Here is a 13,947-nt window from a genome sequence, read left to right on the forward strand (position 1 = left end):
GCCGCCCCCCCGCCCGCGGCTAGGCCGGCTCCGCCCAGGAGGCGGCGCACAGGGCGCGGGACGTCTCGTCCGCGTAGGCCGCGGCGGCCAGCCAGGCGCGGGCGAAGCGGTCGGCGTCGGCCGGGAGGAGGCGGCCGAACACGTCACGGCCGCGGTGCGTCGCGGCGTCGAGCAGCTCGTCGAGGAGGAGGGCGCCGGTGGCCAGCCCCGCGGCACGCAGCGCGCGGGCGTCCGCGCCGTCGCGTCCGGGGAGCGCGAGGGTGCGGCGGCCCGCGGTGACGGCCTGGTCCGTCCTGCGGGTGAGGACGTGCAGGGGCGGCCGGTCGCTCCGTGTCGCGAGGGGCGGCGCGGCGGGCACGGTCTGCGGGATGTCGCCGCGGACGAGGCGGTCGTGGCCCGCGTTGAACCGCGCCTCGGGGTCGGGCGTGCGCAGGGCCGTGCCACCACCGGGCGGGACCCCGAACGCCAGCAGGGCCAGCCGCGGGTGGTCGGCCGGTACGAGGCGGCCGATGATCCGGAGGCCGAGACCGGGCGCGGACGCGAGGAGGCGGAGGTTGTCGCGGTCGGCGAGCGACGGGTGGCCCGTGGCGGGGACGGCGCGGACGGTCAGGCCGCCGCACGCGACGGCCAGGACGTCACCGCCGGTCTCGCGCAGCGGGCCGAGGACGGTGGCGTCGAGGAACAGGAGCCCGGCGCCCGGCGGCCGTTCGCCCTCGGGGAGGGCGAGCGCGGCGAGGGCGCGTCCGGCCTGCGCCGAGGGCGGCTCGGACCACAGCCGGTCGAGCGGCGGGGCGGCCCAGCCGGCGCCCGCCGCCCGCGCGGCGCGGACGGCCGCGCCGGCGCCGAGCCGGGCGTCCGGGGACACCGTGGCCCCGGAGACGATCAGGCCGGCGCGGGACAGCTCGGCGTGGGTGAGGGCCGTGTCGCCGAGCCGTACGGTGCGGGCGGCGGCGGCCACGGCGCGCTCGGGGCCGCCGGGCAGGACGTCGGTGACGCTGAAAAGGCGGCCTTCGGCGTCCGCCGTCCAGGTGACGGCGCCCGCGTGCCCGGTGTCGGCGACGACCGGCTCGGTGAACAGCCCGTAGAGGCGGAGCGAGCCCTTCGGTGTGTAGGGGCGGCGGGCGGTGCCGCGCAGGGCGGCGAGGCCGGCGCCCCGGGCACCGGGGACGCCGTGGGCGGTGAGCAGGAGGTCGCGCAGGGCCGTGGTGAGGTCGGCGAGGCGGTGGGCGGGGTCGCCCGCGCGGGCCGCGCGGAGCCGGCCGACGACGGTGACGGCGGCGGTGGCCGGGCGGTGGAGGCCGGCGAGGCGCGCGGTGTGGGCGGCGCCGAGGAGTTCGGCCTGGAGGACGGCGCCGGCGCCGTCGATGCCGGCTTCCAGCGCGGCCTTCCCCGCGTCCCACAGGGCGCGGGCCGCGGCGGCCTGGGCGGGCGTGGCCGTCTCCTCGGGAGCGGTGGCGGCCGTGTCGGCGGGGGCCGGGTCGGCGCCGCCGCCGTCGGCGGGCGGGCCGGCCGTGTCGTGCGCGAGGGGCGCGGCGGTGGCGACGGCGGCGCGGTGGACGCAGTCGGGGGCGAGGAGGCAGCCGCACCGGATCGCCTCGGGAGCGGTCACCGTCCCGGTGGGGGCGTGCAGGGTGAGGGTGACCTCGTCGTCCACGGCGACGCGCACGGTGTCGCCGTCACGGGTGACCGGCCGGGCGCCGATCCTCGCGGCGGCGGCGTCGAGGCGTTTGCGGAGCCGGGGGGACAGTGCGGCGACGAGGGCGGCGGTCACCTCCGGGGTGACGGCGGGCAGTGGCGCCGCGGTGGGCGGGGAAGCGGGCGTGGGTGCGTTCATCGGATCTTCTCCCCGACCCAGCGGGCGAGTTCGAGCGGGCTGAGGGCGGCCACGGGCATGCCGGCGGAGACGAGCTGGGACGCGACGGCGGTGGAGTAGCGGGGCGAGCCGGTGTCGTCCAGGCCGGCGATGCCCAGGAGGTGGGCGCCCGTGCCGGCGAACGCCCGGGTCTCGGCGAGCAGTCCGGCGAGGGGGTAGCCCTCCTCGAAGTCGCTGACGACGACGGCCAGGGTGCGGGCCGGCGCGGTGATCAGCGTGCGGGCGTGGCGGAGGGCGGCGGCGATGTGGGTGCCGCCGCCGACCCGTACCTCCAGGAGAAGGGCGAGCGGGTCGTGCACATGTCCGGTGAGGTCGACGACCTCGGTGGAGAAGGCCAGGAAGTGGGTACTGAGGGCGGGGACGCCGGCGAGGACGGCGGCCGTGAGGGCGGACCAGATGGTGGAGGGCTCCATGGAGCCCGACACGTCGGTGAGGATGATGAGCCGCCAGTCGGCGGAGCGGGCGGCGCGGGTGCGGAAGACGGGGTGCTCCGGGACGATCCGGACCGTTCCGTCGGGGTCGCGGCGGGCGGTGGGGAGATTGGCCCGCAGGGTGCCGGCGAGGTCGAGCCGGCCGCCCGGCCGGCGGCTCGGGCGGGGCAGCGTGACGCCGGTGAGGGCGGGGCGCAGCCGGGTGGCCAGCTCGCGGGTGAGGCCGTCGACGAGGCGGCGGACCAGGGGACGGAGCGCGGCGAGACGGGCCTCGGGGAGGCCGCCTGCCTGGCGCAGGACGGTGTGCAGGAGGGCGACCGACGGCCGCACGTGGTCGGGGTCGAGGGCGAGGGCGGCGTCGCCGCGGCCGGCGGCGGCCGCGGCGGCGATGACCTCCTCGCGGACGCCTGGGCCGAAGAGGGCCGTCAGTTCCTCGGCCCAGGCGCGGACTCCCGGGTACGGGGCCTCGCGGCCGCCGCCCCGGCCGTACCCGAGGTCGCCGCGCGCGCCCTCGCCGCGGCCGGCGCCGTACAGCTCGTCGAGTGCCGTGGCGAACGGCGCGGCGGCGGGCGCGAGCCGGTCGGAGCCGCGGCCGAGGACGAGCCGCCAGCGATCGGGCGGTGCGAGGACGCGGGGGCCGGCGAGGACGTCGCCGGCGGCGGTCTCCTGACGCTCCGGCACCTCCCCCGCCACCACGGCCCCGGGAGCCGAAGGGCCGTGCGGAGGGCGGGCTGCCGGGACCGCGCCGGGGAGGCGCCCGCGCGCCGGACCGGCCGGCCCGAAGGAACCGGGCTCCTCACCGGCCGGTGCTTCCCCCGCCGCCGGCGAGGACGGGCCGCACACCGCCGCACGCGCGTCCCCGTCCGGCAGGCGCTCATGCGCCGGACCGGCGGACGCGCCGGCACCGGCCGGCACCTCAGCCGTCGCCGAACGGGCCGGGCCGCACACCGCGTGCGGCGGACCCTCGTCCCCCTGGCGTCCGGAGGTCCGACCGGGCGGCCCGTCGGGCTCCGCCGGACGTTCCCCGGGCACCGGCGGCTCCCCCCCGCCGGGGGTCCGCGGCACGCCGGCCGGCGCACAGGACGAGCCGGGGGCCGCCCCGTGCTCACCCGCTTCCGCCGGAGGCCCGTCCGCCGTGGCCGGCAGCAGGCCGAGCGCGGCCAGCGCCCGGCGGGCCGCCAGGTCGGCGCGGGTCCACTGTTCGAGCGCCGCCGGGTCCGTCCCGGTCAGGGGGACGAGGGATCCGCCGACGCGTTCCTCCACCGTCCGCAGGAGACGGTCCCTGGCGGCCGGGCTCAGCGTGTCGAAACCGCCGCGCAGCGCGGGGAGCCGGGACAGGAAGTACGGGTCGGGCGGCTCCGCGACACGGCCGAGCAGGGGCTCCAGGGCGGCGGGGGCCGTCTCCAGCAGCGGTCCCGCGGCGGTGAGCAGCCCGGTGAGGCGCTGGGTGAGGGCGGCACGGGTGTCGGCGTCGGTCGCCGCGTCCACCCAGGACGCGACGCGGCCGCCGAGGGCCGCCGGGGTGTGCAGGCCCAGCAGGACGCGCACCGCGCCGGCCGCGCCGCGCATCAGGGGGGAACCGTCGGTGGCGAGCGCGGCCAGTTCCCCGCCGAGACGCAGCCCGCCGCCGAACGTGTCGGCGCGGTGGGCCAGTTCCACGAGGGCGCGGGCGTCGGCCGGATCCGTCGAGCCGGCGAGGCCGGGAAGGCTGCGGATCGCGGCGGTGGTCAGCAGGTCGGCGATGCCGTCGCGGCCGGCCGGGACGCGGCCCGCGGCGGTGAGCCGGTCGAGCAGGGACAGGGCCGTCAGAAGCTCGGCGAGGGTGCCGGTGGCCGGCAGGACCGTGCGCAGCTCCGTGAGGCGTTCGGCCGTGAGGGGGCCGAGGTCGCAGCCGGCGGCCAGGTCGAGCCCGGTGAGGACCTGCTCGGCCGTGGGGCCGCCGGCCTCCAGCTCGGCGCGGCGGCGTTCCCGCAGGGTGCCCTCCGCCGCCTGGGCCGCCGTGACACCGCGCACCGAGGCGACCGTCAGCATCGCCTCGGTCGCCGGCGTCCAGCGGATCTGCCAGCGGGTCGTCAGGGCCTCCGTGCCGCCGGGGCCGGTGACCTGGCGCTCCTCCGCGTAGGGGACGCCGCACACGGCCAGGCGCCGCAGCAGTGTGTCCCGGCGGCGGTCCAGCGGGGAGCGGGCCGGGTCGAGCCGCATGTCGCGGCCCGTGTCCGGGGCGGGCGTGGTGGGCAGTCCCAGCTCGGTCAGCTCCGCCTCCACGGCCGGGCCGAGCCCGCCGCGCGGTGTGCCGGGCGCCGGGGTGCCGGTGCGGGTGCCGACCAGGACGTCCTCCAGGGCGGCGGAGACGGCGCGTCCCCGGCCGAGGGGCTCACCCTGGGCGAGGACGGTCTGCACGGCCTCGACGAGCTCCCCGCGACCGGGGGCGGGCAGGCCGCGCAGGGCGGCCAGGTCGGTCGCGAGCCGGGTGATCTCCGTGGCGTCGGCCGGGCCCGAGGGGTGGTCCCGGGCGCGGAGCCGCGCGCAGACGCGGACCGCGGTGCGGGTGAGGGCGTCGTGGAGGGCCGCGGGGTCACCGGCCGCGTCGAGGACGAGGTGCTGCCACTCGGGGTCGCGGATACCGGCCGGGTAGCCGGACCGTTCGTCCAGGAGCGGGTAGGTGTACGGGATGAGCGAGACGGTCGACGGCGCCGGCGGTACGGGGTCGGGCGCGGTGTGCCGGGCGAGGGCGCGCGCCGTGAGCGCCGGCGCGTGGAAGGCGCCCACCACCGCCGTGACGCGGCGGCCGCCCGCCGCCGCTTCGGTGACGCGCTCGCGCATCCACCGCTCGCGGTGCAGGTCGAGCGGGTCGTGGCCGGGGCCGTGGAGGGTGTCGCGGCGCAGCGCCCAGCCGGTGAGCAGCGCGGCGCGGCGCACGGCCTCGGGACGGGAGCCGGGGGCGGCCACCTCGACGAGCCGGTCCCACAGGTCGTCGCCCCGGCGGCCGGTGAGGCGGGCGCCGAGCGCCTGGCGCAGCCCGGGGCGCGTCGCGGCGGACCCGTCCGGCGGCGCGCCCGTGCCGGGCGGGCGGCGCCAGGCCGGGTCGGCCAGCGGCAGGTCGGCGGCCACGACGGGCACCCCGTGCCGGGCGGCCCAGCGGAGGGCGACCAGCTCGGGCGAGAAGTCGGCGAACGGGTAGAACGCCGGGTCCTGCGCCCCGCCGCCGTCGGGGACGGCCGCCAGGGCGACCGGGGCGCGGGTCTCCTCGTGCGCGAGCCAGCCGAGCGATTCCTGGAGTTCGGCGGGCAGTTCGACGAGCAGGACGTCCGGTGCGGCGGCGGTCAGCAGGTGCGGCATGACGGCGGCCAGCGACGGCGCGTGGTGCCGTACGCCGATGAGGTGGGGTCCGGCCGGGTCGGTGAGGTCCCGCAGGGCCTCGTCCGCCGTCCCGGGCAGTGCCCCGGGGTCGGCGGCCCGGGTGCTGCCGGTCCCCGCCGGGCTCTCGGCTGTGGTCATGGGCCGTCAGTCCTCCAGTGCGGCGCGCAGGTCCCACAGGGTGCGCCAGGTGGCGGCGCCGTGCTCGGCGCGGCGGCGGACGACGGAGTCCCAGTAGCCGCGCAGCCGGGCCGCGTCGGCGGGCTCGTCCTTGCGGACCACGCCCAGCAGGTGGCCGGGCAGGAGCGTCAGGACGTCCCGCTCGCTCGGGAAGTAGGCGGCGGCCAGGGCGAGCGAGCCGGCGACGGCCACGGCCTCGGCCGTGCTCATCACGGTGCTGGGGCGCTCGACGTCCCAGCCCTCGGCGGAACGGCCGTCGCGCAGGTCGCGGAAGGCCGTGACGAGGGCTTCGAGCACCGCGTCGTCCACCTGGTAGGGGGCGCCGGAGCGGGCGACGGCGGCCCGCGAGTGACGGCGGACGAGGGCCACCTCGGCGTCCGCGTCGGCGATGGGGCCGATGGTCTCGAAGTTGAACCGGCGCTTGAGGGCGGCGGACATCTCGGAGACGCCCTTGTCCCGCAGGTTGGCCGTGGCGATGAGGGTGAAGCCCGGGGCGGCGTGGACGTGCGCGTCGTCGGTGCCCGCCAGCTCGGGGACGGCGACGCGGCGCTCCGACAGGAGGGAGACCAGGGCGTCCTGCACCTCGGGCAGGCAGCGGGTGATCTCCTCGACGCGGGCGACGGCGCCCGAGGTCATGGCCGAGAGGACGGGCGAGGGCACCAGGGCGCGCCGGGACGGCCCCTGGGCGAGGAGGAGGGCGTAGTTCCAGCCGTACTTGAGCTGGTCCTCGGTCGTGCCGGCGGTCCCCTGGACGGTCAGGGCGCCGGTGCCGCACACGGCGGCCGCGAGGAGTTCGGAGAGCATCGACTTGGCGGTGCCCGGCTCGCCGACGAGGAGGAGCCCGCGTTCCCCGGCGAGCGTGATGACGCAGCGCTCGACCAGGGCACGGTCGCCGACGAACTTCGGCGCGATCTCCATGCGCCCGGGCACGTCCCCGCCCGCCGGTGCGCCGGCGGGCAGGGTCAGCGCCTCGCCCGCGCTGCCCATGACGAAGGTGACGACCGCGCGGGGCGTCAGCCGCCACCCGGGGGGCCGGGCGCCGGTGTCGTGGGCGGCGAGGAAGGCGAGTTCGGCGGCGTACCGCTCCTCGGGGGGCGTGTTCTGCCGGACGGGGCCGGTCGTGGTGGCGGCGGTGGTCATCGGCGGGCCTTCCGGGTGGCGCGGGTGACGAGTTCCTCGTAGGCGGGTGCGTCGCCGGATGTGACGCGCTCCCACGCGCGGGCGAACAGGCGGGGCACCGGGATGAGCGGGACGGCCCGTGCCGAGGCGGGGACCGGGTGGAGCGCGGACTTCCACGTCTCCAGCGGGAGGGCCGGCGCGCGGAGGTCGAGCCAGCCGCCGGGCAGGAAGAGTCGGCGGCCGGCGCGGGACCGCTGGGCCGTGACGACGAGGTCGGTCTCCGCGAGCTCGGCGGCGGCGCGCCGGGCGCGGGCCGGGCGCCAGCCGGTCCAGCGGGCGCGGTTGCGGTCCGTGGGGTCGGGCAGGGCGAGGAGCTGGAGGTAGAGGGCGGCGGCGTCCTCGCCGATGCCGTGCGTGGCGGCGACCTCGGCGACCAGCTCGGGAACGCTGAGCGTCGGGTCCTGCGCATGGCCCCCGGGCACGCCGGGACCGGCGTCGGCCCGGACGGCGGCCTCCAGGTCGTCACCCAGCAGGGCGCGCAGGGCGCCGAGCGCCTCGTGCGCCCTGCTGTGCGGGCCGATGAGCCCCTCGATGAGGCCGAGCGCCGGGTCGTCGGGACCGGTGATGCCGGCGGGGCGCAGCCAGGTGGCCTCGGTGCCGCTGTGCCAGGGGAAGACGACGAACGCCTCGCCGACAGGGGTGAGCCCGTCGGTGGCGGCGCCGCCCGTGCCGGGCAGGCCGTGGGCCGCCCGGAGGTGCGGCGCCGTCGGGGCGCCCTTGTCGGTCCACTCGATGTCGAGGTCCAGGACGAGGCCGGGGTCCGACAGCCTGCGGCGGACGGCGTCGAGGGCACCGGGCAGGGCCGCGCGCGCCGGGTGGCCGTACGGCAGGGCGTAGGCGAGGCCCGCTATGGCCCGCACCGCGCCGGCCAACTGACCGCGCCCCGGTATCGCCGCCGGGTCATCGGCGGTGGGCGTGGCGTGGTCCGCCATGCGCTGGCGGCTGGTGCGGCTGAGCCAGGGTGTGGCGGCCGGGTTGAGGACGGCGGCGGCCGTGCCGTCGAGGCGCAGCTCCAGCGCGGCCTCCTCGGGGACGGCGACGCCGTCCCCGGCATGCTCACGCCACGCCCGGGCGGCCGCGGCCGTGTCGGGGCCGGTGCGCCACAGCTCCTCCGGATCGGCCGGCAGGAGGGCCCCGACGGACTCCACGACCGCCGCCGCGAAGCCGTTCAGGAGGAGGCGTGCGGTGTCGGCCTGGCCGGCCTTCAGGCCGAACGTGGCGAGGACGGGCGCGGGGGCCTCCTGCGGGAGCGCCGCGAGCAGCAGGGTGGCCTGCCACACGCCCAGGCCGGTGGCCCCGGCGAGGCGGTCCACCGCGTCGGGGCGCCACGGCGCCGGCCCCTTGTCCCGGACGAGACGGACGGTGCCGGCGAGCCGCTCGGCGGACGGCCGGGGTGCGAATCTGCGCTCGGCGGCGACCGAGAAGTGCGCGACGGGTCCGAAGGCGCCGCTCGGGTCGTGGTCGAGCGCGGACCAGACCGTCCGGTCGCCCAGGCGGTCGGTGCGGCGGGCGCTGAGGATGACGACGGTGCGGTCGCCGTGGCGCAGGACCTGTCCGCCGCGCTGGTGCGCGGTGCCTGGCTCGGCCAGGTCGACGGCGCGCAGCGGGGCATCGCCCGCGAGCGGTGCGCCGGCGCAGGCGGACAGCAGGAGCAGCAGGGCCTCGCGCTGGTCGTCCGGGAGGCCCGGGGCGGTCGCCCGGTACGCGAGGGCCGGGAGCGAGGCGAGGAGCGGCGGCCAGTCCGCGCCGGTGGCGGGGCCGGTCCCCTCGTCGGTGCGCCAGCCGCCGGCGCGGACGTCGGTCCGGTGCCGCTCGGGGAGCGGTCTGCCCGTCGCGGGGTCGCCGGACAGGATGCGGGCGGTGGCCAGCGCCTGCTGGATGACCTGCCATCCGCCGCGGCTCCAGTAGCCGGCGAGGCCGCCGCCGACCAGGCCCCCCGCCGCGGCGCTGATCAGGTCGTTCGTGCCGTGCGGCGGGCGGTGCTCCTCGAACATGCCGGTCACGGCGGGCCGTGCCGCGCCGCGGGGGGCCGTGAGCCTGCCGACGGCCTCCTGCAGGCGGAGGGCGACGACCGCGATGCCGGCGACGCCCAGGCGGAGCGCGGGGTGCGTGACGGCCGGCAGGACCGCGGCGACCGCCGCGCACAGCGCCTCCTCGCGGGCGGCGGTGCGTTCGGCCGGCGGGATGTCCCGCCCGGCCTCCCGCGCCTCGCGCTCGGCGCGGTCACGCGCGGCCGCGGCGTCGCGGACGGCGGCGACGAGCCGCTCGCTGTCCCGGTCGGTGAGGGCGCGCAGGGCCGAGGAGCCCGCCTCGTCCCTGTGCCGCAGCGCGTTCCAGAAGGGCAGGGGCGGCACCAGGGGCGTCCCGGCGGCGAACTGCCCGCCCGGGGAGCCGATCTGCAGGCTGCCGACGGCGCCGTCCGCCGCGTCGGCCCCGGCCAGGAGGGTGGCGGCGGTGCCGCCGACGGTGAGGACCGGCTCGGCGCCGCCCGGCAGCCGCAGCCGGCCGACCGGGGTCGGGCCGCGGCTGCCGGCGCCGCGCCGCCCCGCCAGGGTGACGGTCGTGCCGTCGACTCCCGTGCTCGTGAGCGTGCCGGAGGGGTGGCGCCGCACCCACCGGCCGATGAGGCGGCCGTCCGTGCCGAGAGGGGTGTGCTCGTATCCCGGCGGGAGGGGGACGAGGAAGCAGTCCTCCGGGACGAGCTGCTCGCCGTCCGCGACGCCGCCGGCGATGAAGGCGGGCAGGGAGGCGCGCCCCCGCGCACCGGTGGCCGGATCGAACTCCTGCCACTCGCGCCGCCAGCCGGTGGCCCGCTCCCCCGGGGCGAGCAGCCAGTGCCCGGTGCCGTCGCTCATGACGGGGTGGCGTTCCGGCAGGGTGGTGTCGCCCGGGTGCAGGGGCCTGCCGCCGGTGGTGCGCCCGCCGTCCGGCAGGGGGAGGGACACCGACGTGCCGGCGCCGCCGTGGCGCCCTCCCTCACCCAGGGGGAAGACGTCGTCGGGGCGGGCCGACCAGTAGGCCCGGTGCTCGCCGCGGTGCCACCAGGTGACGAGGAGTTCGCCGCCGGCCCAGTGGAACGCGGGCCGCTCCCAGGTGAGGGGGTCGGGGATGCGGACCTCGTGGTCGAGGAGGACGCGGTCGGGGCCGACGACGACGGCCCTGGTGGTGTCGCCGAGGATCAGCGCGGGCCACGCCTCCGTCACGGCGACGGCGCCCTGGCCGTGGCCGAAGCGGGGAGCCGGTCCGAACCGGGTCAGGGCCTCCTCCAGGGCGGGCCAGCCCAGCTCGTCCGCGATGCCGGCGCGCAGGGTCCTGGTGAGGAGCGGCGTCAGGTCGCGGGCGGTGAGCGAGGCGACGGCCTCCGGGTTGACCTCGGCGGCGACGGACGCGAACGACAGCACCGTGTCGACGGCGGCCCGTGCGCCGGGCAGGCCGCGCGCGGCCTCCGCCTCGGCGACGCGGCGGGCGAGCCAGTCGTGCAGGACGCCGCGCAGCACGGGGTGGGCGGCGATGGTCCTCGCCCGCTCGCGGTGCCCGGCGGTGTCGCCGACGGCCTCGGACAGCAGGGGCGCGAACCGGGGGTCGGCGGCGACCGCCGCGAGGTCGCGCCGCTCCCCCGGCGGGGCGTCGAACCACCGGTCGAGGGTGAGGCGCAGGCCGGGCCGCGGATCGGCCACGGGGACACCGGCCGCCAGGCAGATGTCCAGCAGCTCGATGTCGACGGCGTGCCGGGCGCGTCCGTGGACCAGGTCGACCGGCCGGCCCTCGGCGCGCAGGCGGGCGGCCATCCGGCCGGCGAGGGCGTGGGTGAGCGGTGAGCGGGGCGGCGTCGACCAGCCTCCGGCCAGATGGCCCGCCCAGCGGGCGAGCCATTCGGCGGCGGCCGGGGCGGTGTCCCCGGCGGCCTCCGCCGGCGCCGGGGCGTCCGTGAGCAGGGCCTCGGCGCCGCTGTCGGCGAGGATGCCGAGCCACAGGGCGTCCCCGCGGTCGGCCTCCGACGTGAGGCCGGAGGGGGTGATCCGCAGTAGCCGGGCGCGCAGGTCCGGCCGGTCGGCGCCGAGTTCGGCGATCCGGTGGCGGTAGCCCTCCCAGAAGGATCGCGGGGCCGGTTCGGCGGCCGGCGAGGCGACGAGGTCGGCGGCCAGGGCGCGCTCCTCCGCCGCGATGTCGAGACCGGCGGCGCGCATGAGCCTGCGGGCGTCGGCCGGCAGGGAGGCGTACGGCGGCAGCCCGGTGGCGCAGCGCTCGACGGTGAGGCGGCGGAACTGCTCCCAGGCGGCGGCCGGCGTGAGGCGCTCGCCGAGGCCCCGCACGTAGTCCTTGAGCGCGCCCGCCGTGAGCGCGCCCGCGTGGGCGAACTCCAGGAACACGGCGCGCTGGCGCTCCTCGTCGACGGGCAGGCCGTGGACGCGCTCCGCGGTGCGGGCCTTCGCGAAGAAGGTGGCGGCGTACCGGGTGTTGTCGTGGGCGAGGAAGACGCGGGCCGCCTGCTCGTGGAAGGTGGGCAGGAAATGGGGCGCGGACCTGCCGAGGCGCTCCGCCAGTTCGTCGAAGCCGTCCTTGGCCGCGCCGGCGCGGCCGGCGGCGAGGCGGGAGAGGCGCTCGATGTCCTGGACGAGCGCGAGGGCGTGGTGCCCGTTGGCGGGGTCGTTGACGAGTGCCCAGGCGGGGAAGCCGAGCGACTCGCGGCGGACCCGGCCGACCGGGGGCGCCGCGCCCTCGCGGGTGAGGCCGAGGAAGTCGAGGGCGAGGTCCTCGGCCTCGCCCAGGGTTTCGGGGACGAGGCGCACGACGGTCCGCTCCCCGAGCGCGGGGTGCCGGTAGGCGCGGGCGGTCAGCGTGTCGGTGTCGTCGTCCCCGGGGGCGTCCGCCGGGAGGATCGCACCCGCGTCGAGGGAATGGGTGGCGCTCATCGGGCGTCCTCCGGGGTGTCGGTGTCGCGGCCGGCGTGCAGCGCGGCGGCCATGCGCATGCCCTCGGACCAGGCGACGGGGCCGGCCTCGGCGGGGCGGACGGCGGTGCCGTCCTGAGTGGTCCAGGTGAGGGCGCCCGTCTCGGTCTCGCCGTAGCCCTCGTAGTCGCCGATCCAGACGCGGGCCTCGACGGTGCGGCCGTCCTCGTGGACGGTGCAGACGGCCTCGCCGCCACGGACGCGGTAGCCGAGGGAGACGGCGCGGCCGGTGAGGAAGCGGAGCTGGGTGTAGCGGGCGCCCGCCCAGGTGGTGACGGCGGTGGCGGCCGGGTCGACGCTCTCGCGGCGCCAGACCTCCCGGTGGAGCTGCCCGACGCCCTGCCGCACATCGAGCTCGGCGGCGAACTCCCGCAGGTCCTCCAGGTCGTCGAGGAGGACGGGGTGCGGGATGCGCAGGGTCTCGGCGGTGGTCCGCACGGTGTCGCCGTCCGGATCGACCAGGCCGACGCCGCGCTCCGGGTCGGCGTCGCGCAGGAACCCGGTGACGGTCCCCGAGGGGTCGGTGACCACCAGGTCGCGCAGCGCCGCACGCCAGGCCGGGTCGGGCCAGACACGGACCAGGACGGCGGTGGGCACGGGGAGGGAGCGGATCATCCACCGCTCCGCGGTGGCGAGGCACTCGCGCTCGTGCCGGGCGAGCCACTCGGTGAGCGAGCGGAGCTGCGCGACGGCCGGGTCGTCGGCGATCTTCGCGGGGACGGACTTGAGGAGCCGGCCGGCACGGTTGCGGCACATCAGGCGCGCCGCCGACGCGCCCTCCTCCCCCACGTCGACGGCCACTTCGTAGTCGCCCGCCCTGATCCAGCCCATGCCGGCCCTCCCCTGAGGCTCGTGCTTCCCTGCGATGATCGAAACTGTAGGAGACGCCACTGACAATCGGTCCGGTGGCCGGTGCGGGAGAGGTGCGCGTGGGTGTGAACGGCGTGGTCGCGGAGGGGCGGCCGGTGCGGTGGGGGATTCTCGCGACGGGCGGGATCGCGGCCAAGTTCGCGAGTGAACTGGCCGAACTGCCCGAGGGCGACGCGGAACTCGTGGCGGTCGCCTCGCGGTCGGCGGCGTCGGCCGGGGCGTTCGCCGAGCGGTTCGGGATACCGGCGGCGTACGGCGGCTGGGACGGACTGGCCGCCGACCCGTCCGTCGACGCGGTGTACGTCGCCACGCCGCACAGCGCGCACCACGACGCGGTGCGCCTGTGTCTGGAGGCGGGCAAGGCGGTGCTGTGCGAGAAGCCGTTCACGCTCAACGCCGCCGAGGCCGTCGCGCTGGTCGAACTGGCCCGGAAGCGCGGTGTCTTCCTCATGGAGGCCATGTGGATGCACTGCAACCCCGCGATCCGCCGCATGGCGGAGCTCGTGCGCGACGGGGCGATCGGCGAGGTCAGGTCGGTGCACGCCGACTTCGGCATCGACGTGCCGTGGGACCCGGCGCACCGGCTGTACGACCCGGCGCTCGGCGGCGGCGCGCTGCTCGACCTCGGCGTCTACCCGGTGGCGTTCGCGCACCTGGTGCTCGGCGAGCCGGCCGAGGTGACGGCATGGGCGCACCTGCGCGACGGCGTCGACACGAACACGGGCCTGCTCCTCGGGTACGACAGCGGCGCGGTCGCGGCCCTGACGTGCTCGCTGGTCGCCGACACGGCGCAGGTGGCCGCGGTCACCGGCTCGGCGGGCCGCATCGAGATCCCGCGCGGCTTCTTCCACCCGGAGCGGTTCGTGCTGCACCGGCCGGGCCGCGCGCCGGAGGAGTTCACGGGCGAGGGGCCCGCGGGTTCGTTCGTGCACGAGGCGGCCGAGGTGGGGCGCTGCCTGCGGGCCGGTGCGACGGAGTCGCCGCTCGTCCCGCTGGAGGGGACCCTCGCGGTGATGCGCACGCTGGACGCGGCGCGGGAACGCATCGGCCTGCGCTACCCCGGGGAGCGGCGCAGGCCGTGACGTGCGGGCCGGTCGGCCCCGCGG

At 78.8% G+C, this 13,947-nt stretch carries 6 protein-coding genes; 1 reads left to right on the forward strand and 5 read right to left on the reverse strand.

The annotated features are described in order from the left end of the window. Nucleotides 1-19: 19 nt before the first annotated feature. From EMA09_RS02585 to EMA09_RS02605, 5 genes are read right to left on the reverse strand one after another with little or no spacing between them, the layout of a single operon-like run. Nucleotides 20-1,834, reverse strand: coding sequence for a hypothetical protein (locus tag EMA09_RS02585; protein WP_129838480.1), 1,815 nt, complete (start codon nucleotides 1,832-1,834; stop codon nucleotides 20-22). Continuing rightward, the gene (locus tag EMA09_RS02590; RefSeq protein WP_168220627.1) at nucleotides 1,831-5,802 is read right to left on the reverse strand and encodes a DUF5682 family protein; all 3,972 of its coding nucleotides are present in this window, start codon (nucleotides 5,800-5,802) and stop codon (nucleotides 1,831-1,833) included. The genes EMA09_RS02585 and EMA09_RS02590 overlap by 4 nt, the downstream gene beginning before the upstream one ends. Before the next feature lie 6 nt (nucleotides 5,803-5,808). Continuing rightward, entirely contained in the window at nucleotides 5,809-6,981 is a 1,173-nt protein-coding gene (locus tag EMA09_RS02595; protein WP_129838482.1) for an AAA family ATPase, read from the reverse strand. Continuing rightward, nucleotides 6,978-11,933 (reverse strand): hypothetical protein, encoded by a 4,956-nt coding sequence (locus EMA09_RS02600; RefSeq protein WP_129838484.1) that lies wholly within the window; start codon nucleotides 11,931-11,933, stop codon nucleotides 6,978-6,980. Before EMA09_RS02600 ends, EMA09_RS02595 begins: the two co-directional genes overlap by 4 nt. After that, complete coding sequence (locus tag EMA09_RS02605) at nucleotides 11,930-12,802, reverse strand: DUF4132 domain-containing protein (RefSeq protein ID WP_129838486.1); 873 nt, start codon at nucleotides 12,800-12,802, stop codon at nucleotides 11,930-11,932. Before EMA09_RS02605 ends, EMA09_RS02600 begins: the two co-directional genes overlap by 4 nt. A gap of 74 nt (nucleotides 12,803-12,876) precedes the next feature. Between EMA09_RS02605 and EMA09_RS02610 the strand changes: the two genes are divergently transcribed. Continuing rightward, complete coding sequence (locus EMA09_RS02610; protein WP_240796202.1) at nucleotides 12,877-13,923, forward strand: Gfo/Idh/MocA family oxidoreductase; 1,047 nt, start codon at nucleotides 12,877-12,879, stop codon at nucleotides 13,921-13,923. The last annotated feature ends 24 nt before the right edge of the window (nucleotides 13,924-13,947 follow it).

The organism is Streptomyces sp. RFCAC02 (genome assembly GCF_004193175.1).
Lineage (GTDB): Bacteria > Actinomycetota > Actinomycetes > Streptomycetales > Streptomycetaceae > Streptomyces.

Excerpts from the sequence above, each read along its gene's own strand:
- EMA09_RS02585 (WP_129838480.1), bottom strand. The coding sequence starts at position 1,834 with ATGAACGCACCCACGCCCGCTTCCCCGCCCACCGCGGCGCCACTGCCC.
- EMA09_RS02590 (WP_168220627.1), bottom strand. The coding sequence starts at position 5,802 with ATGACCACAGCCGAGAGCCCGGCGGGGACCGGCAGCACCCGGGCCGCC.
- EMA09_RS02595 (WP_129838482.1), bottom strand. The coding sequence starts at position 6,981 with ATGACCACCGCCGCCACCACGACCGGCCCCGTCCGGCAGAACACGCCC.
- EMA09_RS02600 (WP_129838484.1), bottom strand. The coding sequence starts at position 11,933 with ATGAGCGCCACCCATTCCCTCGACGCGGGTGCGATCCTCCCGGCGGAC.
- EMA09_RS02605 (WP_129838486.1), bottom strand. The coding sequence starts at position 12,802 with ATGGGCTGGATCAGGGCGGGCGACTACGAAGTGGCCGTCGACGTGGGG.